Here is a 26,479-nt window from a genome sequence, read left to right on the forward strand (position 1 = left end):
ATTGCTGGCGTTGCTGGCAATTTAGATTGTATCCATAACGGTGCGCTCGACACGCTGATAGACAATAACGCCGGCTGCCAGCACGGCAAGGGTGGATAACACAGAGGCAATGACCTGATTGGCTTCGAGATGCGAGTGACCGAGAAAGCACCAGCGGCTTTCCTCGACCAAAACAGCGAGTGGGTTAACGAAGCTGGTTAAGGTTCGATATCTCTCGGGAATGAATGAAAATGGATAAAGGACAGGTGTCACGAACATTGAAACCTGGACCAGGAAAGGCGTCATGAAACCCATGTCCCGGTATTTGGCCGTCGATGCCCCAAGCACAAGGCCGACCGCCAAGGAAAAGGCTGCAAGCTGCACCACCACAATCGGGAACAAGAGAATGCGCCATGAAAGCCCGTCAATCTTCCCCATCCATCCATAAGCGACGGCGAATATCAGAATGACGACGAACTGAATGAGGAGAGCCACGCCGTTAGAGAGCAGCGCCGACACTGGAAGGATAATACGCGGGAAATAGACCTTACTGAACAGATGCTCGTTAGCGATGAAGACCTGGCTCGTGGTAAAAATGATCTGCGAAAAATATGACCAGACGATCAGTCCGCAGAGATAGAACAGCGGCGCCGGCTGATTTCCTGTCGAAACTCCGGCCACTCCACTAATCGTGGCGGTGAATACCGCCGTCCACACAAGAGGCTGCAGGACAAGCCAACCCGGACCAAGCAAAGTCTGCTTGTGGCGGACCTTGATGTCACGCATGGCGAAAAGCAGCAGAAGATCTCGATGGTTCCAAACGCGGCTCAGCTTAAGATCAAACCATCCTCGTCGACGCCTGATAATCGTGATCAGCTCTGTCATGAAAGTGGATCCTTGATCCTCTTCAGAAGCCCGTCACCACTCCAGTCGCCCACGTAAAGTCTTGGCAACTTCATTGGATCCGCATGCGGTCTCACGACCCCGGCCTCGACCGTGCACGCCATGGAAAAGCCAGCGTCTCGAACCGCAGACACTGTGGCATCAGTGTAATCGCCAAATGGATAAGCGAAAGCGCTTACCGGACCGTCAATAAGCTCTTCGCAAGCTTGCCGGCTTTCGGCAATTTCGCGAAACTGGGCTTCAATGGAATGAGCGGGCAGCGTCGGATGGTTAACCGTGTGAGCTCCGACGGTAATAAGGCCGTCCGAAATGCTCCTGACCTCCTCCCGTGTCATGACGCGATGCGCCTCCCGTGCCGTCAGGTCGCAACCAGCCCATCTTCCGAGCTGCTCCAGGTTCTTCAATTGCGACTCATATTCTAGCACGCGTAGCCGGGCCCAGACCTCCTGGAAGATCTTTTTTCGTCCTTCTTGTTGCGCAACTGGCGGGACCGCCCAATGAATGGTTGTGCCTGCAATCTCCATCGCAAGATTAGCCGGAAGCATTTCCGTCTCAAGGAAGATTCGACTGGTCGCGTCCCACCAAAATTCACGGTCAGTGCCGATCGTTCCTGTCGTGACAAACAGAGTCATTGGACAGTCATGGCGCTGGAGTACCTTCCGAGCGTTTGAATAGACATCATGATAGCCATCATCGAACGTCACTGCCGCCAATGGCTTATCCCTCGATGACCGGCTGCGCTCTGCTTCGACAAGATCATGAAGATGAACGACGCGTCGCACTTGTGTCAGGGCGTTGATCTGCTCCTCGAAACGGGCCGGGGCCACCGCAAGTCCCCAGGGATCGATCGGGATGTCTGCCACGCGATGATACATGAGAATGACCGGCGCCGCGTTATGAAGCCGACGATCAATGAACCGCCTTACTCCGCGCAGCGCCGCTGATATCATCAAAGCGCCCTCTTGACGGCTTTGCCGGTGACGATAACGGGGAATGATGCATCGAGGATGTCGAGCTTCGACGCCGGAACCTCCGAGGTCGCCAGTCCCTGTAGAAAGCAACCTGCAGCAAACACATTTCCGAAGGTTTCAGTAACAACATCCTTCTCGTCGAAGTATTCAGCAAGCAGCTTCCCCAGAGCCAACTGCGTCAATGACCAGTACCATGTATATCCCCACTCCCCCGCATCAACGGGAGAAATGCCCGGCACCGTAACAAGAAGAGTTCCACCCGGCTTGAGAGATCGCGCGAGCTCTGCCAGGGCTTTGCGCATGTCGAAGATGAGATGCAACGTTTGTGTGAGAACGATGCAATCAAAGGCGGCAGGCGGCAAAACTCCGGACTGCGAAAGATCGCCCACGATGGTCGCAGCCGGATTGCCAGCATCGACGTGCAGGACATCGCTCTGGTCTACTCTTGGACCGCCAAATCTGACGGTATAGCTGTTGTCTCCGATCTCCAGCACCCGGCCTCGGATGTCGCCGGCATTCCTGCTGAGAAAATTTTCGATATAGTAGCGATCAATGGGGTTGCCCCGATCAAAGCCGAACGAGGTGCTGATCGGACTTGTCCGGACAAAATCTCCGAGCTTGACCGCCCCCAAAGGGGGCGCCCAGAGACGCTCCGGCATTTGCCTGCCAATAGACGATGGCGCATTCCTGATGGCCCAGCGCAATCCCTTCTTTCCAAGTCTTGCGAGACTACCAAGCGAGGGAACTACCATTTGCGTCAATCCATCAGTGAGTTCTGCAAGCCGGAACCGGACCGGCAACAACGTCGGGCTGGATCATCATATGAAGCAGCATGATTTCTACGAACCTTTGCACTTGCTCGCACAATAAGGCGTAGTCCGCGCGCCCATCCTGACGCATTCAGTTGCGTGCGCGGCTGCCTCGCTGTTTGATCAAGCGCTGCGGCTTCCCCGGTCGACCGGCCATTTGCGATAATCCGCCGACTCGACCAAAAACCCATTGCCTACCAATTCGTCTACCGTCAACAGCATCCTCGCAGATTCGAGCTTTAACCGAAGCTGGGGCAGTTTCCGAAGCCCGCCCAGGTACGAGGTGTACTCATCCGTCGTCAAAAATCCATATCGCCCGCTCTCAACCGCTTCAACGACCTTCGCGTAAAACGAGTCCACGAACGGAAAGTGCAACAGCACGCAGGAAATATCCGCCAATCGTGCGTTCAGTGCATGATGCCAGGCTATGAACGGCTTGATGTTTCCATCCATTCGAAAAAGCGACACCTTCGTGAGGCCATTGTTGGTTCCAAAAATGGTTTTCCTGATACCACCGTGATGCGTCATGATCGCGGGATTGGATACCTCCCCGAACAGGTATGGAGACTTGTCGATGCTTGAAAGATCATAAAAGGGATATTGCGTTCGGAGGTCGGCATCGCTGTCAATCTTGGCATCCGAGATCGGCCTGTCGCTGAACATGTCCAACATCTGCGTTATGACGGCGTTGAAGCCCTTGTCGTCGAGATAGCCAATCAGGCTGCGCAGCGACACCTCGGCAGATCGGGGAAAGTCGAACAACTCGTCTACGTCCACACAAAGACACCACCGATCACGGCAATACCGCTTTGCGAGGTACCTTTTCATCGTGTTTTCGTAGGCATGATAAGGCGCGTAAGTTTGTAGCAGAGTTACATCGGGCTGCTTCGATAGAAACTCTACGGAGCGATCCGTCGATCCATTATCGAGAATCACGAAATTTCTGATGCCCATGGAGCGATGGTGAGCAAGGAATGACTTAAGCCAGGCTTCGCCATTCCGCATGACACTGATGACAACGACCTCATCGGGACCGCCATCGCTCGGGGGGGCGCCGTGGAGGTGCTTCACTCTGAAGGGCAGGAGCAGCCCCCGAAGTCCGAACTGGACGACGTTCAGCTTGTTTAAGCGACCAACGAAGGACCGAAAGCTTTTTTTTAACATGAGCCCACTAATCCTTGCACCCGCGGCCCGAGCGAGACCACGGCCGACGCCCGTGCCATCCTCGATCGCCAAAAAACACTCGCGTGAAGGGGCGCTGAAATCCATCAGTGACGGTAATCGCGGACATCCAATCTCTGCCATGCCTTTACAACGTCATGAAGGAGGATGGAGATTCTGCCACTTGAGGGCCGTCTCGACGATGAAGTCGATTTGGGAGTGCTGAGGCCTCCAACCGAGCTCTCGTTCGGCTTTCGCAAACGATGCAACGAGTTTGGGCGGATCCCCCTCGCGGCGCGGGCCATGACGAACTATCGGGTCGCTCTTGGCCACACGCTTCACAGCCTGGATCAGTTCAAGCACACTGGTGCCGACTCCCGTACCCAGATTGAAAACATGCGTTCCGCCTTGCGCGACCAGCATTTCGCCGGCGAGCAAATGCGCCTGCGCCAAATCGTTGACGTGGATGTAGTCCCGGATCGCGCTGCCATCCGGCGTGGGAAAATCCGTTCCCAAGATCGTAAACGGCCGATCGGGACGGCGGGCGGCTTCGATCACCAGCGGGATAGCGTGCGTTTCCGGCTCATGGCGCTCCCCGATCTCCCCCTCCGGATCGCAGCCGGCGGCGTTGAAGTAACGCAGGGAAACAGAAGCCAAGCCATAGGCCCTGCCAAAATCCTCCAGCATGCGTTCGATGATCATCTTCGACCAGCCATAGGGGTTGATCGGCGCTTGCGCGTGCGTCTCATCAATGGGCACGTATTGAGGGATTCCGTAACTGGCGCAAGTGCTGGAGAACAGGAGGCGGGAGCTTCCCACCGCGCGCATCGAGTCCAGCAAGGCAAGTGTGCCCGCGGTATTGTTACCGTAGTAAATCGCCGGGTCACTCACGGATTCACCGACGTAGGCGAGTGCTGCAAAATGCGCGACCACATCCGGCCTGTAGCGCTCTAACCCAGCACACACTTGCGCTGAATCACGAATGTCGCACTCTATTAGCGGACCCCAGCGCACGGCATCGCGCCAGCCCCGGGAAAGATTGTCCAGCACCACGACATTCCATCCAGCCTTCGCAAATGCCTTGCAACAATGCGACCCCACATAACCGGCACCGCCGGTGACGAGTACCGTTCTCGTCATGCCTTTGCCCCGACACAGCCGACACTGAGCAGGTTGTCAAAATATGCGACCGTCTTCGCCATGCCATCCCGCAGCGGCACCGCCGGAACCCATCCCAGGATATCCTGGGCCTGCTTGATATTGGGCTGACGTTGTTTCGGATCGTCGATCGGGAGCGGTTTAAATTCAATGGCAGAGCGGGATCCGGTAAGCTCGATAACGACCTGTGCCAGTTCCAACATCGTGAACTCGACCGGGTTTCCGAGATTGATCGGCCCGGCGACTTCGTCGCCGGTATCCATGAGCCTGATGAGACCATCGATCAGATCGTCGACATAGCAGAACGAGCGCGTCTGCGTGCCGTCACCATACATCGTGATCGGCTGATTGGTAAGCGCCTGCACGACGAAGTTTGAAACGACACGCCCGTCATTCGGGCTCATCCGCGGACCATAGGTATTGAAGATGCGCGCGACCTTGATCCGCAGGTTGTGCTGCCGACGGTAGTCGAAAAATAGCGTCTCCGCGCAGCGCTTTCCTTCATCATAGCAGGAGCGCGGTCCAATGGGATTCACCCTCCCCCAATAACTCTCGTCCTGGGGATGTACTTCCGGATCACCATAGACTTCGGAGGTAGAAGCCTGCAGGATTTTTGCCCGTATTCTCTTGGCCAGCCCAAGCATGTTTATCGAACCGTGGACGCTGGTCTTGGTCGTTTGAACGGGATCATACTGGTAGTGCACGGGACTGGCCGGACAAGCCAGATTGAAGATTTCATCGACTTCCAGATAAAGCGGAAAAGTTATGTCGTGCCTGATGATCTCGAACTGGGGACAGCTGAACAGTCCGGTAAGGTTGTCCTTGCTGCCAGTGTAGAAGTTATCCACGCACAGCACTTCATGCCCGGCGCCGATCAATTTCTCACACAGGTGGGAGCCGAGGAAACCTGCACCACCTGTCACCAAAATGCGCTTTCTTCGACCTGACAACAGCCCAATCCTCATCTAAAAAAATCGGCAATACTGGCCATATTACGCTTCAGCTGCCGCAATTCCGGCTGCCGCTTGAAGTTTATCTGGGTGTTCCGGAAAGTCTAATGCATTTCCGGTTAAGCATTAAGATGATTGCAAAACGGTCTGCGAGCAAGCAAACCTCATTAATGCTTGTTTAATGCTGCCTTCAGACGGGTGGGATCTACGCGGCTCAGAACGACTGGTTGATCGGGGCGCCAATTGAAGCTTGCGAAATAGAACCGCCCCTCGGGATCCCACGCGGCATAACCCGTGTGAACGTGGCGATCGCGTAAAGAAGGATCAATCTCAGCTAGAGCACACAGCCGTACTGTCTTTCCGTTTCCTAGATCGAACTCGTACAACGCCGCCGCGCTTGACTGCGGCCCCGTGCTCGTGGCGGTGTAAACTTTGCCTTCAGCCGTGACGTGGAATAGCCAGATATATGAACCTCGTTGGCCGGTCTCGATCTGCCCAAGATACGACCACGACGGGCCGTCATCATCGAAACGGTAAACATGGCCTTTGTCGTCCGAGAAGACGCATTGCTTTCCCTTGGCCAAACATTGGCCGACCTCAAGTGCTTGTCCGTCTTGCAGAGGCCAGTCCTTACGCTCGCCAAATCCGGTTTCTGGATCATAGTAGTGGACGTGTCCGTGTACTGACGGATTTTTTGAATTGCTCGCGGTGAAGTAAAGGCGCCCTCGAGAGTCCACCCACATGACCCGTCCAGTGTAGACATAAGGTTGGTCATATGAGCCTGGCCTACCCAGGTTGTCCGTTCGGCCACGGGCGATGTCGTAGCGGTAGATCTCACCCGTCGGCACGCCCGCGCCGTAGATGACGTTTCGCACGGGGTCTGAAGCCAGCGTCACCACGTTACCGTGGGCCACTGCGCTGCCACCGGGTTCCGAGGCGCTCAAATCCGTAAAGCTGTTCGAGGCGACATCGTATGCATACCAGTGGAAGCCGCGTCGGCTTAGGTATCCCTCATCCAAAACCGAGCGATCCATAGTTGCGACGAAGATTTTGCCCCCATGCCAGAGCGGGCGCGTATGGAATTTCTGCGCTGTCTCGCCCGGCATCCAGTTCTTGGCGGCTTCGGAGGCCGATCGAGCATCACCCACGAACTGAAGTTTGCCCGCTCGCCAATCGAGCCGGTACAGGGCCGCATTGGTGCTGTGATCCATCCCGGCAATGTAAATATCACCATCGGGTGAGGACCCCGTGGCGTGCCAACTCTGCGTAGGACGAAGCCCGTTAGGCGTATCCGGCAAGGTCCACTGCCAAACCCCGTCCAACTTGCCCGGCCGACCGAGCTCGGCTTCTCTTATCGAAGAGGAAGGGATCTGGCCGAAACCGTCGGAGCTGAAAATAGCAAGGCCAACGCAGCTAAGGCAGATAAGAGCACGCTGGCGCATGACAAGTTCCCTGGGATTTGGCATTCGAACGATGTGGGAGTGCCTCTCAAAGGCAGCTATATCCTCACATAAAAACGAGGACATTTCGAGGCGAAGCTACGAGCGCCTGTTCACGAATGGAGCTTGAGAGATCCAGACGCCTTCTCTATCAACCTGTCCCCTATTCGATCGCGCCGGCGTTCTGCAGCGATCTGACCGAATCTTAGCAACACGGCAACGACAGCTCGTCAAAGGCGCGTCTTCCGCTTCATGGGATGGGTCCGGCTGTGCTCCGCGCCCCACCAGCAAGAAGCGCAGAAATTCTTCAAGCAATCAGCCGGGCTGCTATGCGAGAGATCAGCACTCCAAACAGCCCCCCGGCGCTTTTTTGCAGAGCATCAAACGCTCCAGGATCGCGATCGGGTTTCAAGATCTGCAGTAATTCGAGCGAACATGCGCTTGCCACGACGAGTACGCAGGCCAAAACGATGCGACCTCGCGTGGCAAAGTAGAACAGGAAGCCTAAGAGCGCATATGCAGTAACGCGTTCAAAAAATACGATCGGTAACGGCTCGTGTCGCCCCGCGCCCGGAATAAGGCCTGGCCGGGAGCCGACCGTTGAGAGCGTGGCGTAAACGAGAAAGATCAACCAGCCAACCGCTATCAGCGTAACCAGCAATCTAACGAATTTTTTATCGGGGCCGATCATTGGCTGAGTGTTCCCTGTGCGGCGACGACGGTCAAGCAACGATACGACGCCAGCGTTTGCGCAGCGATTTCAGCCGCAACCAGCAACCATTTACCCCAGCGATGATGCTGTTGACCGCACAGTCAACGCCGGTCGCGGTCGAGGATCCCGCGACCAAGCCTATGCCGATCTAGTGTCGCATCGGATGCTGCCCAGCAGGCGGCGATCACGGCGGCCGCACCTCACTGGGCAAGACCCGGTCCGCATAGCAGCCTTAGATTGTGAAATATCATGCTAGCAACCTAAGCAGAGTGTCGCGACCGTCCCGCCGTCACTGCGGCGTTTGAGGGAGGGAGTAAGCCATTGTAGTTAGCGACGGCTACAAAACTTCAGATTACTCTTTGGCAACTGACGTTCTCAAACGCGCGGAGACCGTCCATGCTAGAAGCCCTCACCACCGCATTTATCCTTGCCGTAACGATCGCGTTTGTGTGCGTCGTGATCCTACCGTCGATCACATACTGGCAAGGCGAGGATTGAGGTAAGGTTAATCGGTCCGGCAACCTCGGCGGCGCCGTTCAAGCGTCGATCAGGCGGGTCTGGCGCGATTGTGCTGGCGGGCAGCGACAGGATGGCTCCGCCAAGCGCACGTATCGTCACGGAGATCAAGGCGGTATAGGATGGCGTCGAATGCGCCGCAGCCCGGCCCTGCAGCGCGGCCTTGCCCCCAGGCACGCGCAGGTCGTTGTCCGTGAACGACTTCAACCACAGCGGGCGCGAGCATGTTCATATTCGCGAACGCCAGCGCCGATGCTGCACGCGCGCTTCGGGGTCGCGCTGCAAACTCGCGGTCCATGTTGACCACGCTCCGACGTAGGCGAACTTCGAATACTTCCCGATCCGGAAGGATTTGGGATTCGAATTGCACAGCTTCGCCGCTGTCTTAATCCGGCGACGCGACGAGTACCAACTTGAAAATAAGCAATCCGGCAGCGCCTAAGATAACAGCGCCTGCAATTGCGAATAGCCAATATTTGACTAAGCTTTTCATAGCCAAAAAGTATAACTCTAGCACTGTGTCTACGCCCTTCCCTCAGCGGGCTGGTGGAGAGTCGAGTTCGACCATAGCTGGATCTGTCACACCGCGGACCGGGATACCCAGCAGCGTTTCGCCGCGAATGACCGGAATGCTGTCGTTACCCTCCACCGTCACCGGTGTTCCGGCCGGCAAAAAAGCGCATCCGACCGAGCTTAAATTCGGGGTCACGGCCGCCTTGCCGGTCATTTGCTGGGTAAGAAAGGCTACCATCGCCAAATTTCGACATACGAATGCACCATCGATGGCTGGGTTCGTGCTGCGCGTTTTGCCGGTTCGCACGGTATCCAGGCCAAGCGGCCGGCCAGTCGAAAGCGTCCCCTGATCGGTTGGATGGTCGTCGGCACAAGCGGGCGCTGCAATTGTCGCGAAGGCGATCGCGACGAGTATGTATCGGTTTCGCTCCCCCATGGACCGTCCTTGTCGGATGAAGCCAACCGCGTTGGATGAAGCCAACCGCGGTTGCATAATTATCATAGCCATGCGGTATGGAGTCCAGAGCCTGAATTCTTCCGAGGGGGGACTGCTCGCATAGGTTGAGATTTTCGTATCTCCCTGCCTCAACGAAAGGACGATCGCTGCAAGTTTTTCGGTCGCTCCAGCGCATACAAGCTTGCCGCCGGGAACAAAAGTATCCAGACGCAACCAGGCGAGCCACGCTTTGAACGGCTATCATCAGAGACAATGCGGCAGCCGCACGCCGATTGAGCAAGGCGTTCGTCGAACATGCCGAGCCGACATGGCCTCAGACCAGACGGATACCCTCAGCACCTGATCCTTCGCCGCGCAACTACAGCCTGAAATTTACGCTTGCGCGAAACCACGACACGCGTAGCTTCTGAGTAAAAATAGAATCAACTCTCGATAGAACACCCGCCTGCTGGAATTCATGCAATGACATTCACATCGATCCTCAACGTGATTGCGGTTACGATGGGAAGCTTAGCGTTGCGATTTGCTTTCAGCTCCGGACCCACGCTTAAAATCGAACCCGGAGCGTTGATCGTCCGCACCGGCACGACGCATCACGAGTTCTGGGAAAGCTCTCCGGAAATAGAAACCGCTCGCAACCAAAGGACCGAAGGCGCTGATCATCGTCACATCGGAGATGTTGTGGCGAAGCTATGACGGCGGCGCAATCTCGGGGAAAGCGGTGATCTGATGACTCGCTCCGACCACTCGTGGTCATGCCCTTTGGACCGGTCCGGAGTGATCGCCGTTGCGATGACGGAGTCTTACGGGCGTCGTTAAGGTTGAACGCCTAGTCGAGACACGAATCGCATTGAGCCAGATGCACATTGCTAACGCACTGGAAAATCGACTGGCAGAACCAGTCGACGGGCACAATTCCCCGGCGCACATTTCGTAGGCATTATTTTATTGCCTTGGCACGAAAGATGCTTCAGGATACCCATGTTAGGCCTATTCATCATTGCAACTATTTTCGGCGTCGGCTTTGGTGCCGGTTATGGCGTCAGGGAACAGATTTCCCGCCGCCGCCGTCGAAGAGCGTGATTGCAGGTTCGTTGACGAAAGCGCGGTGCGCAAGATGGCGTTTCCCTTGGTCGTCCGGCGTTCCCGCTGTCGCACTAAACGAAGTCGGCGCTCCCGCGAAGGGAGTGGCGAGGTTAACGCGCATATTTGAAGTATTTTCGAATGGCTTGCTGGAGCTTGGGGCGCTTGCGCATGATTGCTCGCTTCGCCGTAGCCCTCTTATTGTGGGGCATTTCACCCTCGGCGTTCGCTCACGAAATTTCCATAGAGTTTTCATGGGACGGCGCGACGCCCTGCAAAACCTTGTCCGCGAATCCCCGCATGGTCATCCGCGGCTTCCCCAAGGAAGCAAAGAGGGTCATGCTCATACTGACCCAGGGCAAAAACCCGCGTGGCGGACAGGAGATCGACCTTCCAAGTTCGGGCATCATTCCGCCCAAGGAGGTCTGGACGATGGGCGTCTGCAATCCCGACGTGTATCGCTGGACAGCCATTTTCAAGGCGGCCAACGGAACCATTCTAGCTCAGACTCATACTGAAAAGCCCTTCCCTTGAATTGTCATCGCCTAAAGCGACATTCTTGTCGTTGGACCCGCCCGCCACGAGTCCTGAAAGCACGCAGCCCGTGCGTGCCCTGCCAGGCGTGGCCCTCATTGCGTGGCCCCATGCCCCTCTGGATCGCTCCAGACGTTCGTCGAGCTTGCCAGAGCCGCCGCAGGCATCGGATGGAATATCTCATTGCGGTCGATCAGATGCGCCCTGGGGGATAACGCCGGGCGCTCCGGATATAGCCGCGAGCCCTGCCTGGCGAGCGACACGGCGGCCGCTTACCATCCTGCTCAAAAGCTGGATGGGCCGGCAGCGAGCGCTGCTCGCCATCAAGAGTTCTTCGTCAAGGCGGGCAATTGCCGCCTCGCCGACTGCCTTCCCTAAGTCGGAAAGCCACTCGACAATCCAGGGGCGGCCACCACCGCAGTGCAAACTGCACCATGTAGTCTGCGCTTATGAACAGATCGGGTGCGATCTCAGGCCGGACGCCCATGGTTGGCAAATTCGTTACACCGTAGAAGCCCGGAGAAACTTGCGCCAGCGGTTCCCAAAGCCTTCTTTAATCAGCCTAACCAGGCCTAACCCATTGTTCCGCAAGGCATCAATTTACCCTATAAGGGTTTAATTACTGCGAGATGTACAGCTTCCGCGTAGAATTTTGCCAAGCCTTGATAGACGTACAGTCGATTTCAATTAAACATTAAGACCGCATGGTGCGATCATTGCATCCCCTCTGTGACGAACTTGTCTCGATAGTAGTTCCAGCATTCAACGCTGCAGCCACTATCCGTGAAACCATTGTCAGCGCCCTGAACCAAACCCATCACAACATCGAAATTATTGTGGTGGACGATGGCTCTACGGATCGGACAAAGGACGTCGTTGCCTCGATCGTCAGGAGCGACGAGAGAGTTCGCTATCATTACAAGCCGAATGGCGGCGTCGCGTCAGCGCGCAATCTTGGAATCGCGGAAGCCAAGGGAGCTTTCATCGCGACCCTTGATGCTGACGATCTTTGGTATCCGACCAAGGTCGCTCGACAGCTGGAGCGGTTTCAGGCAAGTGGTCCGGAAACGGCCCTCGTATATGCATGGTGCTGCTGGATCGACGACCATGGCGGCGTGATTGGCTATGCGCCGCCGACCAGGCTCGAAGGCAACATACTTCCGCAGATGTGTCTCGGAAACGTAGTCATCAGCGGTAGCAATGCCCTCATCAAGCGAGAGGCACTTCTTGCCGCAGGGGGTTTCGACGAGACACTTCGGACCAGAGGCGGTCAGGGCTGCGAAGACTGGAAACTCTACGTTCAGATCGCAGCATGGCACCAGATAGCCATGGTACCGGAATATCTGGTTGGTTACCGCGTGTCCCCCGTTTCCATGTCCGACGATTTTCAACAAATGATGCGATCGCGCCGGCTTGTCGAAGCTGAATTCATTTCAGTGTATCCCAACCTGGCTCCGCATCTCGCCCGCGGCAAGGTGATACTTGCGCGCTCGCTGGCACTGCGGGCGTTTGAACGCCGCCAGTTTCGCAGCGCGATCGACCTGCTTACGGACCAGCCGGAAGGAAGACTGGCGAGCGGTATGGCATCCGTTTTCTGGCTGCTGGGCGGCTTGCTCCGCCGCCTTGTAAGGCACGTGCGAGTAGGCCCTCGCACAATGCCGACAGAGTTCCTGCAAAAGGAAAAGGGGCTGGGCAGCCAAGCACCGAGGTAGCGTATCAAAGAGTCCATGGTGTCAGATTTCGCTCCCCGACGCGCACTCCACCCGATCGTGCAAACCTGCCCCAAAAACCTCTTAATTCGGAATCAGTGCGAGAGCCCGGCAAGTAGGCAATTGAATGATTCACTAGCAGCAGTCGCTCGCAAAAAGCGCCTCAGGGATAGCGGCTATCTATTGTTTGGTGTCTCTCTGTTATGATAGATCACACGCCATGAGTATCGTAGATCGAGTCTTTGGAGCGTCCATTCCACGCAATTCGTCGCGAGCGCGGCTGAATATCGAGATGGAGCGCTTTGCAGCGGCCGTCGCTGGCAACGCGCTGGTGCTGGACGCCGGTGCGGGGTCACATCCGTACAAAACCTTCTTCAAGCACGCCAAATACGAGTCCGCTGATTTCGAAGAGTTTGACGGCGTCAACGGCAAAACCACTTATGTCTGCGACCTAACCTCCATTCCCGTGGAAGGAGATCGCTTCGACTACGTCATCTTCATACAGGTGATGGAGCATGTGCCGCAGCCGGCACTTGTTCTCAAGGAGCTGTTCCGTGTGTTGAAGCCGGGCGGAAAGCTCTTGTATACGGGACCGCTCTACTATGAAGAACATCTGCAGCCCTACGATTTCTATCGCTACACGCAATTCGGCCTGAAATTTCTGTTCTCAGGCGCTGGTTTCTCGGTGGATCGACTGGACTGGCTGGAAGGCTACTTCGGAACCGCAGCCTATCAACTCAACTCTATTTGGCGCCATCTACCGTCCAAACCATCGGACATCGGCGGAGGTTTCTTCGGATTTTTCCTGTCTCCTTTCCTCATGGTGCTCCGCCTGGAATCTGCGGCCTTGAGCATCTTTTTTCATTGGTTGGAAATGAAGAGAAAGGTAACCCAAAAGGGCTATCCGAAGAACTACGTTGCGATTTTGAGTAAGCCATAAAACGCTGGGACGCCTGCGCGAAGCGGTAGAGGCGTCAGACGGACAGCACCCCGGAGCGCTTCTCGGACGAAGAGAATGTCAACCTGATGTTCTCGCTTCGCATAGCGAAGGCGCAACGGCACAGGCTGACGCAAGTTCAGGCACCAAGCCGGCAAGTACAAATTTTCAATCCTATAGGCAGAAAACTCACATTCAAATGCGTGCAGATTGAAAACCACGACAAGTGAGCTGCCGGCGCCTTAAGATTTGCGCCGGAACGTGCAGTCCAATTCGGTCCAACTTACCAAGTCACCGCGGATGAAGCTCGTCGGCCGGATCTGCGCCGGCACAAAACCAAGGCTGTCAATCTTCGCCATCGCCTGCGCCAATGTCCATGTGCCTTCGTACAGATGCTCGATCGGCAATTCCAACTGAAGGCCGCACAAGCGGACAAGCGAATTTTCCGCACCCCGGAGCACCGCTTCCTCGTATCCCTGGGTATCGATCTTGCAGAAGATATTGGAATGCCCGCGAATTCCAGCCAAGATATTGTCGAGCGTATCTATCTCGATCTCCTCAGTCCGGACTATTCTCGCGTTTTTTGTCAAACTCTGTCGCAAAATCGAGCTGCGACACGATCGAGCTGAAGACCGAATTTTCGCTGACATTGATAGTGGCCGTTCCCTTGGCTTCTCCCAAGCCAATGTTCCTGCCGCTCCATCGCGAGTCGTGCATCATGCGGCCCATCAATAAGTTATAGGCCGACTTTATCGGCTCAAAAGAAATGATCTCTCCCACATACCCCTCGGTCCGCAGATAGCTCGCGAACTGGCCGGTATTAGCACCCACGTCGAGCACAAGCGTCACGGCCCTCGATTGCAGGAATGCTCCGAAAGTCGGGTTTGCCGAAATCGTGTAGCCGGTCTGGCGAATTAATCTTTTGAGAACCGATCTCATCCCCCAATTCAAACACACGAACAAGGCGAAATCCAGCCCCTATAGTCGCGCCCGCAATCGCCGGGAGCGACGCACTCTCGGTACGATGAATCCGGCAGCGGCATCCAGCGATCGCCTGTACAATGACCACATTCGATCGCCTTCTGCATCCGCGCGCAACACCCAATGTCATCCCTGCCGTACCAGCCGTGTCCCCGCCACTTTGCGAGCCATCGTGAACTGACGCCTAACTATGGTTACTATCCGCGCCAAGCAATATCGCATGATACATCTGCATGATCGCTTCCTTGTTCATGTAAGAACTGACGTAGGCTCGGCCATTCCTACCCTTTTCCCTGAGGCCATCTATATCGCCTGCAAGAGAAACGATCTCCTCGAAGAGGCGCCCCTCTTCATTGGGAGGAATACAAAGCCCGGCGCCGGATTTCTGCGTCAGTAGATCAAGTGGGCTTCCCGGTTCGGCAATGCAGACAAATGGTCGCCCCGCAGACATGATGGAAAACAGCTTCGACGGCAGCGCATAATTGGCCACATTCAGCGCTTGCGGGACCAAGTGTATGGATGCCGACTGAAGGCTACCAACGAGTTCGCCGAAGGGCACCAACGGTCCAAATTCAGTATTTGAAATGCCGGCGTCTTGAAACAATCCCTCAAGCCGTCCCTTCTCCGAACCGTCACCTTGCATCACAACTCGAATCGAGCATCTTTCGTCCGATAATCTCTTGATCAATGGAACGAGCTGGTCCAGATTTTGTTTCTTTCCAAAATTTCCCGAATACATCAACTTGACAGGCGAAGCGGCATGGATGGCGACTTCGGGTGCCGGCGTTGCCCAGATCGATATGACCGAAATTGGCCGGCGGCATCCGATTTTCTGAAGTTCTGACTTCATACCCTCTGTGAGAACCACAACATGATCGGCGCGGTTGAGAGCCAGTCTTTCAACGAAGCGCATCACGGACAACACAAGCCTGTTGGACGCCAGTCCGAGAGAACTCGCAAGTCCACTCTCGATGTCGTGCACGATCGCGACCATGCGCGACCGCGTCAGCCATTTGACAGGCAGCGCTGCAAACAGCGTTAAAATAGTGGGAACGTAGGCAACAGTGACGTCGATGTCGCGAAACTTGCCGCGCATTGCACGCCACCATACCCCAAACAGGAACCGAACGTCATTTTTCAGACGGTCCTTGAAGCCGCCGGCACCGCGCGCGGTCACCGGGACTCGCGAAATCATGACCTTTCCGAGCACCTCCTGGTCGCGCGTGCCCCCGCTCCAGGCTCCGAAGTCTTCAATCCGCGGATAGTGAGGACGAAAGGCGACCACCTGCAACGCATGCCCCTGCTCCTGCAGCCAGACCGCCAGTTCGGTCGAATAAGGCGCCGACCCAATTTCCTCCGGCCAGAAGTAGGGTGAGAGATAAAGAATCTTCATAGACACGAGGTGTCACCTCTTTGACGTTGCATGCGCGATCTCTGCGACGATTTCTGAGCGCCTAAGTAGCCTGGATCAGACGCTTCAAAAGGCGCGGGCGCGACAGCGGAGCAAAGCGCCACGACACGAGCGCCCTCGCTATCGGCTGCGGAACGATTGCCACACCAAAGAGCCACGTGGCCATCGCGACATGCCGCAAAGCGTTGAATCCCTGCTCTCTTGTAACAGCGATCGCCAAATCCTTCATGCACCCGAAAACAGTGTCACCAGCGATCGGATGTCCGGACGGAGCAAGGCGAAGCGACGCCAGCCGCATCGACATATTGTAAAATCCGAAACGCCAACGTTCCGGCGACGCATTGACGCCGTATTGCTCCGCAATTCGGGCGCTGTAGCGGCACCGGCGCAGATGCCTGGTCAGGTCGCGCTCGATCTTTCCGATGTCCAGGACCGACTGGGCCCCATCGTTGCTTCCGTGCATCCTGTAAGACACGATGGCTTTGCGGACAGTGAGTACATCACCGAGCAGGGGCGCGGTCGAAAGAAAATAGCTGTCGACAAACCGGTCCATGCCTTCTTCAAGCGGAAATATCTTGTCGAGAAACTGACGCGCCAAAAGATTGCCGGAATTGGGTGGCGTCGGATAATTATCGACTTCAACCACCCACCTTCGTATTGACGAGGGGGTTGAGTCGTTTCTGTACATCGGAAAAATGCTGTCTAGCGGCTTTCCATTCTCGTCGATGACCTTCATCTGAAACTGGATCATCGACCAGCCTGGCTTCATCGCCGCGACCGCATCGTGTACGATCGAGGGACCCACCACATCGTCAGCATCAAGGAACAGGATCCACTCGCCGCGGCTATGACGATAGCCGTCGGCCGCTGCCGCAGCCTGCCCCCTATTCTGCCGAAACAGCGGGATAACCCCTCGGGGTACAAACGTTTCGATTACCTTGGTCGACCCATCGATCGAGCCGTCATCGACAACAATGACTTCAACGTCAGGCCAATCGATTGCAAGCGCACTGGATATCGCTGCACCAACATACCTTTCATAATTGTAGTTGCAGATTATGACCGAGAGCAGCCCGGATTTCATCTCATGCATGTGCCAATTTTCCATCATAATCTGAAACCTGAAACCTGAGACCGACCTGACTCTGCGCGTGGCGTCCTGGCAAATTTCTCTACTCAACGTTCGTGCTCACGTAATCCTATGCGTGCTATCTGTCGCGTTCAGATCAGCTCAACGACTCCTATTTATGCTGCTCTCGGCGCTACCCATATTCCTTCAACGCTACGCGAGGGTGTCTTGAGGTGCCTTCGGTGAGGTACCAAGGTCAATATCCAGACCAGCAAGACAAACTCAGGTTTAAGCACGTTGGCCGCGCTGATCCAGGCAAAGAAAATCGCGATGCAAACTTCGGGCCGCAAGGTGCTGGAATACAAGCGAGTCAAAAAGGTTAGGACAAGTACCAGGAAGCCAATCACGCCATACTCATAGAGCAGTTTGGCCCAGGTCGGATCGCTGATCTCATACTTCCGTTGAAGCAAAAAGATCGTCCGGAGGTAACTCCCGCCACCATTTCCAAACCATATCGCACTGGCTCCCTGATCAAAACCGCGTTGAACCATTTCGAATGGCGCCACGTAGCGAGCGTATCCACTACTGCCTTCGATTTGAAACTCGGAAAGTCGGCCAACCCACAGATTGAGCCCCGGGATTTCCGACGCCGAGAAAATCAATGCTGCAACGAGGAGCGAAAGGGCAAGAAAGTGCGGCACTCTCTTGAGTGAGGTCGGAAATGCCAGTCCGACCAGAATGACAAATATCCCCGAACCAGAAATAGATGACAACAATCCGGCCGTCAGAATGGCCAGTATGCGTTTTCTCGCGTTGGAGAAATATTCTACCAGTATGGCAAATGCAGTAACGATCGACAGCGTGGATGCTTCCCTGAGAAAGAAGGCATTGGCCTTTACGATCCCGCCGCTCCCTTCGCGATCGCCGCGATAGATGCCCGCAGCTCTAATGCTGTCAGGCAGCACGTACGATATGTTCGTCAGAAATGACAACTTAAGCACGTTGACAGCAAATAATTGCACGACGGCAGTCACAGAGATCGCAACCGCGATCGCAACAAAAGCCTGTTGAACGTAATCTTGAACAGGTCGCAGGTTCAGCATCCGCTTCAAACGAAAATGAAACGGAACGTACAGTACGAACAGGAGAAACAAAGACGTGTAAGACGCCAACTCGGATGAAAACGAAACATTCACAGCCGCCAATCCCGCAGCAGCGAAAAACCCCATCAGAGCCACAACTCTGACGTGAGCCACGCCTGTTGCCAGAAGATAAATTACAAAGAAACCGTAAGCGAACAGGTCCGTCGACGCCGGAAACTCGCGGATATTGATTGCGATTTGCGAGAAAAACATCGTCGACAAGATGGAAAACCAGATTGCAAACTTTCCCGTCTTGGTAAGCTCCAAGCTCGACGCGGCATCTCCTTCAAACTCGGCGGGCGCGGCAGGGATTTTGGATCGCGAAGCCATCGATCACCTAGACCAGGGCGCCAGCGCCAGATTCGGCTTTGCGCTGCTTTGGGAAAACGGCCTCCAAACGACCGATTCCCGACTTCATGCCGAAGCGATCCGAGACCAGATCGAAGAGCCTGTTCTGGGATTGATTGAGCTTCGGCAAATTATCAATATTCTGCACGATTGCCGTACCGAGCGACTCCATATCATCGGCCAAAATCATTGCACGTCTTTCCTCGGCCGTCGTTCCCCCCATCGCCCTGTTCAGGCCAAAAATAGGCACCCTGTTGAAGGCGTAGTCCAGAACCTTCAGCTTGAATCCGCCGCCGAGATCTTCCGCGACCAGGCCGCCCCTTGAGCCCGCCAGCGCCTCTGCAATATCGGAAACAAGTCCGTGAAACTTCAGGTTCGGCCTGTCGGTCGCCAGACGTTGCCTGACACTGTCCGGTACCGATCCGACCACATTAAGCGTAATGCCGCTTCGCGCCAGTATCGGAACAATGACCCTGACGATACTTTCCAGATTCTCCTGTTTGGCAACCCAATCAAAGGACCCAACGAGCAGCACAGCCCTTGGACAATCTTCCGAAATATCCCGCGCCGCCGTTGTGGTCCCGAGATAGACCGGCGGGATGACGTGCACATTCCGATGATACTGTGAAAAATATGATGCGTCGGTATCCGCGATGCACAGGACAACGTCCGCGGCATCGACCACCCTGAGTTCGAGACGCCGGTAATTTTCCGCATCCAGCCGCATGATTGACCGTCGAAAGAAATTGCCAATCTTCATTGCGATTTCGGGCCGGGCCTTTCCTTCCGCATTGTGTGCGACGTAGCAGATTGAAGCGCTCTTGCGATTGGACTCAACCGCTTGCAGCAAGCCCGCCGAATTCGCGTGGTCGATGACAATCCAGTCCCACTCCTGCTCCAATAATCCGACCAGCGCATCCTTGAGTTCAGGTGTCGCCAGGTTGGTCGCGTCCTTGCAAATCCCCGAGAGCAGCGCGCGCGCCAGCCCCGCGACTGACGATCGCGCTTGCGGTACGTCCACGCAAGCAATGCCCCTTCCCAGCGAGACGTTGCCGCTAGGAGGCCGATCGTCCCTCCGGGTTCCGACGACGCAAATCTCTACCTTCCCCGTTTGTGCGAGTGCATTGATAATTCCGGCTGAATACAACGCGTCACCGGCGAATAGCGGTGTTGGCAGGCGCCCCGATAACCATAGCACACGACTCATCCTGCAACCCTTGCTTCAATCCCCTGCGCCCAACTCGAGCACCATGCATCAGCCATGCCAATGCGTCGCTAGTACCTCGACCTTCGGATCCAGCTCTGAAAGTTCGATCGCAAGTGATTTCGATTGTAACGCACTTCCATCATCACACGAGCCAGCGGTGATGGCGCAAGCGCAAGGGAAACCAGCCATACGAGATGCTTCACCCGCGTCGAAAAACGATACGGACCGCGGATGATCAGTGAAACTCCCGTCAGACAGAGGTTCATGAGCGACCGCCTCGCATCGTCACCGTCTTCGCGACCCGATTTGCGTGCCATCAAGCGATAGTTCACAAATACCAGCTCGCGATCGAGAAAATCAACATCCGGCAAGCTATAGCCCAGGCGCCGTGCGTGATCCGCGAGCATGTCGAATTCGAGCTTTCTGATATGAATTCGCGACGCGAAATCAGGGATGATATTGATGCGCCCCGAGTCATCTATGCGGCTTATGTTGTTCAGATGTAGGCGATACAGACCTAGTGGTTCGGCAATTGTCACGATCTTGCCGTAGAGAGGTGCGATCGTGTTGAGGACACCATCATGCGAGACGGGTGGGGTCAGCGGCATGACTTTTTGCAGGAACTCGCGAGCATAGACGTTACCTGACGTCACCGGCCACGCATATGTTCCATTCGCCGCGAATTCACGAGCCGTGGTTTCAGCATTGGTGTTCTTTGGAAAGTTACAATATTTGCGGCCCAGCGACTTGAGCTGGCTATCCACCACATCAAGATCAAACTGTATTTTTGCGGTACCTGGCTCGTATGCTCGCTCGATGAGCTCGAGTGCGGCTGGGTAGAGCGCATCGTCCGCATCCAGGTAAATGACAAGTGCACCGTTGGATCGCGCGAAGCCAGTATTCGAAACGGCCTTTATGCCCTCGTTTGCCTGAAAAACTGGGGTGATCAGATTTCCGTATGACGCGATGCGGTCTCGGGAACCATCTGTCGAGCCATCGTCGATAACGATGATTTCGTCGGCCGGGCGCGTTTGACGGAGCACGCTGTCGATAGCGTTGCTTACGAATTTCTCGTAGTTGTAATTAGTGATGATCACGCTGATGGTGACGCGCGAGGACCGCAAGCTTACCCCTGGTAGTTGTATACCCGAATCGACTCGCCTCAACGAAACTGAGGGCTCGCCGCTGGTTGAGATTTTGCCGCTTCTATATAACGCTGACAGACCATCGAAGCATCCCCTCAGGCAGTCATTTTTGAGAAATTTGGCACCTTTCCATGGGCTTTTGGTGTCATACTTCGGCAATACAACGCGTCCTGCGGCGTTCAAGTGTCTCAGAATCGGCAGCCGAACGTGCCGTGTCATAGTTGCACGTATTAACGTTAATCGTGGCCGTCATCGTGCCCCGCGAAATCTGACCGCTCTGCCGGGTAGGAGATGGTGTTTTCCAGCCAGCTCAACGGGTCGCCGTCCGACTGCACCAAAAGGGGCCACCCGCTACATTCGCGAAGCCGCCTCCTTCGGAGGAAGTTAAGCGCCGAGCACACAGCCGGGCTTCTGGAACGCGCGGATATACTCGATCCTGAAGATCTTGGTGGCGAGATCCACCTTGTTCGCAAGCCCCTTCGTCACGGTGCTTCCGCCAATCGCCAGATTCAGGATCGTCCCCATGCCGACAGGCGTTGAACCGTTGTTATAGAGCCACGGGAATTTGTACATCGCAACCGGCACGCCATCGATCGCATAGGTGATGGTATCATCGGGCAGCCACAGGCGCTGATACCGATGCGGCCCGTCTGCAAAATAGGTTTTAGGAGCGCCCGGCACGGTCAAACGAGGTTTTCTAGCGAAGCAAGGATCGGCCCAGACCAACTGGCGCGGTTGCGTCCCGTGCATGGAGATGTTGTAGCCCTCCATCTGCCACTGGTTTGGCCCGAAGTCGTACCACTCGGCAAAATCCCATTCAAGATTCGGCGCACCACCTGGTCCCTTCACGGGAATACCCCACCACGCCGCCCAGACGCCGAGCCCCGTCGGGAGCTTCGCCATGATCTCCTCATAGACATACTTATGCGGCGTGAGGCTGCGGATCATGCCGCTATGGAATAGCGGACACACGGTATCGTCGGTGTAGCGCCGCGGCTTCAGCGTCCGGTCCGGGTTCTTTCCGGCATCAACAAACAGCCCCGGCTGATTGACTGCGGTGAGCTCGAGGCCTCCGGCTCTGAGGATCACGTTCTCATCGCGATAGCGCTGGAATTCGTCGTTGAAGTGATCCCAGCCAGCCTGGTAGCGCAACGCCCATTTGCTGCGGTCGATAGAGGCACCGTCGAACTCATCGGACAGTTGTTCGACACGCAACCAGGCTGCCTCGTCGTCAGGCATCCAGGATCCGTCCGCGAGCTGCTTGAATTTCGGCACGAAAGTCGGGGGCACCGCGGCCGAGGTGAATGGCATGTCGACTCGCGGGCCGCTCGCTGCCGGCGCCGCGGGAACGGTCAAACTCATGACCGCACCGAACGCGAAGGTGCGCCGGCTAAGCAATCCGCCCGACTTCAATTCGCCAGCGAAATTGGTGACTTCGATCTTGCGCATGATGGCCCTTACGAACGGCCTGTCTTCCGAGGGAGTCAATGGTTACGCCAAACATATACCTTGAAGAACGGTGCCCATTTTGGGAGCTATATTCATGGAGACAGCCGGTACTTGGGATGCAGAAAGGTCATATGTGCATTGCTCAAACCGTTTAGGACGAAACGGAGAACCCGAGTATCCCATCTCGCTACGTGAAATCCTGAACGCGCGGATTTAGCACGAAACAAACTCCACATACAGCTGCCCTCCTGTTCCTAAGCGAGGAACCAACCGTGATGAAGTTCCAGCAAAAGCATAGCCGCTCGATCAAATAACCGCCGGAAGATGACTATCCGACACCTGTACAATTTGCATTCCCAGCATTCAAAATGAAAACACAGTCGTTCACCAATTTGACAATATCTCCACATCTATCAGCGGTATTTTGGCTTTAAAAGTTGCTGTCCCCGCATGCTCTGATTCGCAACACGATCTTCACATACGATTTTGAGCTTCGAATGGGGATGTCGTTTGAGAACGATCCGGACTCAGGCAGCGGCATCGAACCAGGCCAGCCAGCGCCAACATTGCAGCGGCAAAACTGCTACTGGCACCGGCGTCACAGCCAGTACGACGATCACAGGACGGCACACTTTGGACCGTGAACAACTCACGACGGTCGGTCCGGTTACGAAGTATTCCACCCGTACGGGACTACACCTGAAACGCGATCTGGCCGGATCGCCGATCGTCAGATAACGTTTCCATGAAATCAGGATGGGGCAGATAAAATATGACCGAATCAGTTCCGGGGCGATTGGGCTATTTGGATGGTCTTCGCGGTCTCGCTGCCTTTTGGGTTATCTCCGGCCATGCCTGCATTCTGACGGGATTTTACATTCCGCTGGTGAGTTCTCCGAATTTCGCAGTTGATCTTTTCATGCTGATTTCGGGGTTCCTCATGTACTATCAGGCAACCTTGAGATCAGACCGAGAGCCGTTCGAGGCACCGTCAACGTGGGCATATTTTTGGATCAGGAGATTTTTTCGACTATCGCCTGTCTATTATCTAGCACTTTTCTTTGCGATCGCATTTGGACTTCAGTTGAATGAATGGCGAGATGCCATTGCTTCGGCCCTTCCTCAAACCGCCACCCCGACTGCTCGGTACACCGACCAATCCTGGCAGAACATTGTTGCACATCTGACATACTTTTTCGGATTTTCGCCGACCTACAGCTATCGCACTGCTCTGCCGGATTGGAGCATTGGACTGGAAATGCAATTCTACCTGTTTTTTCCGGCGCTTTTTGCCCTCGGTAACCGCGTTGGTCCAATCGTGGCCGCGCTCGCTGCATTGGGCGTCTCGATCGGAATCCTGCTTCTTTTCCCTGCCTTCACCTCATCGTTTGAGATGCCCACGCTATTGCCGCTCAAGATCAATTTGTTTCTTGCCGGCATGATGATGGCGGCTTGTCTATATAGCCCCCGACCTTGGCTTTATTTCGCGTTCGGAGTCGCCTTGGCATTGCTCTCTCTCGATGGACATCATTCGTATAAGGGAGCGCTTATTCGAATGTTTTGCGCGATTGGGGTCGGAAGCCTTGCCTTTTATCACAAGGTATCATTGCCGCGTTTCGTCTTCCGCGGCCTGGATCTGACTTCTAGGATACTTTCCCATCGCTTCTTTTTTTGGCTCGGGGAACTTTCATACAGCGCCTACCTGATCCATCTCTTGATAATGCTTCCGGTAGCCGCAGTTCTCAATCATGCCGGGTTCACTCAATCGTGGCTTAGATTTTCTCTCTGCCTCGTAATCGTCAGCTCGATCACATATGCGGTGTCCTGGATCATACTCAGGATCGTAGAAGAACCTGGCCGCGCGCTGGGACGAGAGTTGATACGCCACATCAAGCGGTTGACGGAACGGACGCCCTCGGTAGCCACATGATGGATTGAGGTCAGAGCATATGTTACGGACGGCGGCCAAAGATACTCTTGTCACTTAACCCCTCCGCGACTTCCCTCTGTAAGCGTGACTTCGCTTTGAAAGGAAGTCGCCTCCGTCGCTAGGTAAGCTTGTCGAGCAGCAAGCCAGAGGCTGTCCTGACGTTCTTTCGAATCTTTGCCGGTCGTCCCTCATCCCAAAACGAATGTCTCGGGGCGGCATAGGGAATCGACTGGCGCTGCTCAGGACGAAACTGCGCTTTCCAGGCACTGATCGCCTGTTCCGGCAGATTGATCTCCGTCGCGGTGCCTGCCTCTATCCATTGCTCGATTCCCTTGGTGTCGTCGCGGGAAACGACGGGCAATCCGGTATCCTTTGCAATTTCCGTGGCGCGATTATCGATGGAAAGGATCAGCGCGCGACGCTTCCGCTGCAGGGCGCGAATACCCCCGTGCAATCGCGTTCCTATGAAATCGACATCGTTGTCATCGAGAAACTGGTTGTAACCCTTGATGGTGGGCGGCACCAATTTTATGTCCGTCCAGCCGAACGACGAAAAATACTGATAATCCTCCTGGGATTGGCAAAAGAAATACAGTTTCTTGTAATGCCTTTTCAGGACGTCCACGTAAGCCCGATCCGATGCGGCCGCCTCCCTCCAGGCAGAGAGCGTGATAACCGCGTCCCTGGCCCGGGTCCGAGGAATCTTGGCGCAATGATCGGGCGTCAGCGCCCACATCGTCGGACAGGACGTCATCAGCGCGCGGATTCCCGAATCCGCGAGGTTGTTCTTGGTGTATGTATCCCGGACGGAATGAAGCAGCTCGGGACGAAACGCGGCCTTGAGAAACTGCTTGGTGCGCTCACTCGGGGGTTTCGTGTAGTCGATCCACCCGGCCCCCAATAGAGTGGTCCGGATTTGGCCGTAAATCTCGGCATCACTTTTGGAAAGCCGCCAAAGCCCATAGCGATGCATGTTCGAGGACAGAATATTGGTTCCACCCACGAAGCACCATGTCGATCGCTTTAGAAACGCCCTGGTGCGGTCTGACAGCGATTCATGGCTTGGAACCCTATAAATATAGGCGTCCGGAAACAACCCGGTAACAATCCCGTTGACCGCATCCATGATGATTTCATCGCCTAGATTGTCACCGCAAATAGACGTATCGACGATTGCTATTGTTTCCATATCCGTCCTCGTAGGATGCCCGAACTATCCAGGCAATCCCGTTGTACAATGCTCCCGAGACGGGGCAAGAGATGGCTCCAGCGATGGAAGACCCTCAGATGCCGAATGCTCGTTTTTATGGCATTTCGCGCTGTTTATTCAGGCTGCGCCTTCCAGCTGCAGAGACGCGGCGCGGCGACGTTGTAGCCTTACATCCCGGTCTTGACAACGAGCAGCGCTGCGGAGCCAAGGGTCCTATTCTTCACAGATTAACCAGCTTCTTTCACCACCCGTCCCCGCTTCGAAGCAACCGCATTCCCGGCAAGACCGTTAATGCTGAGCAGCCTCGAACAATCGGATCCGCAAGGTCGCCACCCTCGCGTGCGTCCGCGAATTTTCTTCCGATTTATCCGGCCTGGACCGCTTCAAAAATCCCGGCCGCGGCAAGATCGCGTTCGATCGCAAGTCCGGCAAGCATGACGTTCGTCGACACTATACTTGAACGAATGTCAGGTGATACATTTGAGTAGCAAGCATTGTTTACCGGGAAAGCCCGCCGCTCGGCGGGCTAAGCCGTTTAGCCTGAATGTCAGGCTGCGCGATGCCGGTGACGAACTAACATGATCGGAGAATAGAGAATGGATCTACTCTGATGCAAGCGGCCTGAACACTAAGCCGCTCTCCGGGACTTCCTATACCGCCTTGAGACCGTCACGAAGTTGGCTGAACTGGGCAGCTGCTCGACCTTTCATGGAACCAAGGACGAGATCCCTTTGGCTCAGTACTCGATCATAAGGA

At 55.4% G+C, this 26,479-nt stretch carries 23 protein-coding genes; 5 read left to right on the forward strand and 18 right to left on the reverse strand.

Translation table 11 applies throughout. The annotated features are described in order from the left end of the window. Positions 1 to 21 precede the first annotated feature (21 nt). From JQ575_RS13095 to JQ575_RS13135, 9 genes are all read right to left on the reverse strand, one after another. Positions 22 to 864 (reverse strand): ABC transporter permease, encoded by an 843-nt coding sequence (locus JQ575_RS13095; RefSeq protein WP_212033608.1) that lies wholly within the window; start codon positions 862 to 864, stop codon positions 22 to 24. After that, positions 861 to 1,832 carry a polysaccharide deacetylase family protein gene (locus JQ575_RS13100; protein WP_212033609.1) on the reverse strand — a complete coding sequence of 324 codons (972 nt, stop codon included), beginning with the start codon at positions 1,830 to 1,832 and terminating at the stop codon, positions 861 to 863. Before JQ575_RS13100 ends, JQ575_RS13095 begins: the two co-directional genes overlap by 4 nt. After that, positions 1,832 to 2,557, reverse strand: coding sequence for a methyltransferase domain-containing protein (locus tag JQ575_RS13105; protein ID WP_212033610.1), 726 nt, complete (start codon positions 2,555 to 2,557; stop codon positions 1,832 to 1,834). Before JQ575_RS13105 ends, JQ575_RS13100 begins: the two co-directional genes overlap by 1 nt. Positions 2,558 to 2,785: 228 nt before the next feature. After that, positions 2,786 to 3,931 carry a glycosyltransferase family 2 protein gene (locus JQ575_RS13110; RefSeq protein ID WP_212033611.1) on the reverse strand — a complete coding sequence of 382 codons (1,146 nt, stop codon included), beginning with the start codon at positions 3,929 to 3,931 and terminating at the stop codon, positions 2,786 to 2,788. A gap of 48 nt (positions 3,932 to 3,979) precedes the next feature. After that, on the reverse strand, positions 3,980 to 4,963 hold the full coding sequence (galE, locus tag JQ575_RS13115; RefSeq protein WP_212033612.1) for a UDP-glucose 4-epimerase GalE: 984 nt from the start codon (positions 4,961 to 4,963) through the stop codon (positions 3,980 to 3,982). Further along, a complete protein-coding gene (locus JQ575_RS13120) occupies positions 4,960 to 5,931 on the reverse strand; it encodes a UDP-glucuronic acid decarboxylase family protein (protein ID WP_409364784.1) in 972 nt (323 codons plus the stop codon). The genes galE and JQ575_RS13120 overlap by 4 nt, the downstream gene beginning before the upstream one ends. 167 nt (positions 5,932 to 6,098) lie before the next feature. Beyond that, on the reverse strand, positions 6,099 to 7,373 hold the full coding sequence (locus JQ575_RS13125) for a hypothetical protein (protein WP_212033614.1): 1,275 nt from the start codon (positions 7,371 to 7,373) through the stop codon (positions 6,099 to 6,101). Between the two features lie 304 nt (positions 7,374 to 7,677). Beyond that, entirely contained in the window at positions 7,678 to 8,061 is a 384-nt protein-coding gene (locus JQ575_RS13130; protein ID WP_249166636.1) for a VanZ family protein, read from the reverse strand. A gap of 1,072 nt (positions 8,062 to 9,133) precedes the next feature. Continuing rightward, entirely contained in the window at positions 9,134 to 9,547 is a 414-nt protein-coding gene (locus tag JQ575_RS13135) for a hypothetical protein (protein WP_212033615.1), read from the reverse strand. 483 nt (positions 9,548 to 10,030) lie between these two features. Between JQ575_RS13135 and JQ575_RS13140 the strand changes: the two genes are divergently transcribed. From JQ575_RS13140 to JQ575_RS13155, 4 genes are all read left to right on the forward strand, one after another. Beyond that, complete coding sequence (locus JQ575_RS13140) at positions 10,031 to 10,264, forward strand: hypothetical protein (RefSeq protein WP_212033616.1); 234 nt, start codon at positions 10,031 to 10,033, stop codon at positions 10,262 to 10,264. Positions 10,265 to 10,822: 558 nt separating this feature from the next. Next, positions 10,823 to 11,185, forward strand: a complete 363-nt coding sequence (locus JQ575_RS13145; protein ID WP_212033617.1) for a hypothetical protein — start codon at positions 10,823 to 10,825, stop codon at positions 11,183 to 11,185. A gap of 704 nt (positions 11,186 to 11,889) precedes the next feature. Next, positions 11,890 to 12,897, forward strand: a complete 1,008-nt coding sequence (locus tag JQ575_RS13150) for a glycosyltransferase family 2 protein (RefSeq protein WP_212033618.1) — start codon at positions 11,890 to 11,892, stop codon at positions 12,895 to 12,897. A gap of 217 nt (positions 12,898 to 13,114) precedes the next feature. After that, positions 13,115 to 13,834, forward strand: a complete 720-nt coding sequence (locus tag JQ575_RS13155; RefSeq protein WP_212033619.1) for a class I SAM-dependent methyltransferase — start codon at positions 13,115 to 13,117, stop codon at positions 13,832 to 13,834. A gap of 239 nt (positions 13,835 to 14,073) precedes the next feature. On the opposite strand, the gene JQ575_RS45680 is transcribed toward JQ575_RS13155, so the two are convergent. From JQ575_RS45680 to JQ575_RS13195, 8 genes are all read right to left on the reverse strand, one after another. Then, complete coding sequence (locus JQ575_RS45680) at positions 14,074 to 14,421, reverse strand: FkbM family methyltransferase (protein ID WP_212033620.1); 348 nt, start codon at positions 14,419 to 14,421, stop codon at positions 14,074 to 14,076. Then, positions 14,390 to 14,770 (reverse strand): FkbM family methyltransferase, encoded by a 381-nt coding sequence (locus JQ575_RS45685; protein ID WP_212033621.1) that lies wholly within the window; start codon positions 14,768 to 14,770, stop codon positions 14,390 to 14,392. The genes JQ575_RS45680 and JQ575_RS45685 overlap by 32 nt, the downstream gene beginning before the upstream one ends. Before the next feature lie 226 nt (positions 14,771 to 14,996). Continuing rightward, positions 14,997 to 16,205 carry a glycosyltransferase family 4 protein gene (locus JQ575_RS13170; protein WP_249166643.1) on the reverse strand — a complete coding sequence of 403 codons (1,209 nt, stop codon included), beginning with the start codon at positions 16,203 to 16,205 and terminating at the stop codon, positions 14,997 to 14,999. 61 nt (positions 16,206 to 16,266) lie between these two features. After that, the gene (locus tag JQ575_RS13175) at positions 16,267 to 17,316 is read right to left on the reverse strand and encodes a glycosyltransferase family 2 protein (protein ID WP_212033623.1); all 1,050 of its coding nucleotides are present in this window, start codon (positions 17,314 to 17,316) and stop codon (positions 16,267 to 16,269) included. Between the two features lie 152 nt (positions 17,317 to 17,468). Beyond that, a complete protein-coding gene (locus tag JQ575_RS13180) occupies positions 17,469 to 18,764 on the reverse strand; it encodes a hypothetical protein (RefSeq protein WP_212033624.1) in 1,296 nt (431 codons plus the stop codon). Between the two features lie 7 nt (positions 18,765 to 18,771). Further along, a complete protein-coding gene (locus tag JQ575_RS13185) occupies positions 18,772 to 19,803 on the reverse strand; it encodes a glycosyltransferase (protein WP_409364785.1) in 1,032 nt (343 codons plus the stop codon). Positions 19,804 to 20,057: 254 nt separating this feature from the next. Further along, positions 20,058 to 21,113: a glycosyltransferase gene (locus tag JQ575_RS13190; protein ID WP_212033626.1), complete on the reverse strand. Its 1,056-nt coding sequence runs from the start codon at positions 21,111 to 21,113 to the stop codon at positions 20,058 to 20,060. Positions 21,114 to 21,518: 405 nt separating this feature from the next. After that, positions 21,519 to 22,583 carry a family 16 glycosylhydrolase gene (locus JQ575_RS13195; RefSeq protein WP_212033627.1) on the reverse strand — a complete coding sequence of 355 codons (1,065 nt, stop codon included), beginning with the start codon at positions 22,581 to 22,583 and terminating at the stop codon, positions 21,519 to 21,521. A 772-nt stretch (positions 22,584 to 23,355) separates the two neighbouring features. Here JQ575_RS13195 and JQ575_RS13200 point away from each other — a divergent pair. Next, positions 23,356 to 24,513: an acyltransferase gene (locus tag JQ575_RS13200; RefSeq protein WP_212033628.1), complete on the forward strand. Its 1,158-nt coding sequence runs from the start codon at positions 23,356 to 23,358 to the stop codon at positions 24,511 to 24,513. 118 nt (positions 24,514 to 24,631) lie between these two features. Here JQ575_RS13200 and JQ575_RS13205 read toward each other — a convergent pair whose 3' ends face one another. Continuing rightward, positions 24,632 to 25,702, reverse strand: a complete 1,071-nt coding sequence (locus tag JQ575_RS13205) for a polysaccharide pyruvyl transferase family protein (protein ID WP_212033629.1) — start codon at positions 25,700 to 25,702, stop codon at positions 24,632 to 24,634. Positions 25,703 to 26,479: the final 777 nt, after the last annotated feature.

The organism is Bradyrhizobium sp. JYMT SZCCT0428 (genome assembly GCF_018131075.1).
Taxonomy (GTDB): Bacteria; Pseudomonadota; Alphaproteobacteria; order Rhizobiales; family Xanthobacteraceae; genus Bradyrhizobium.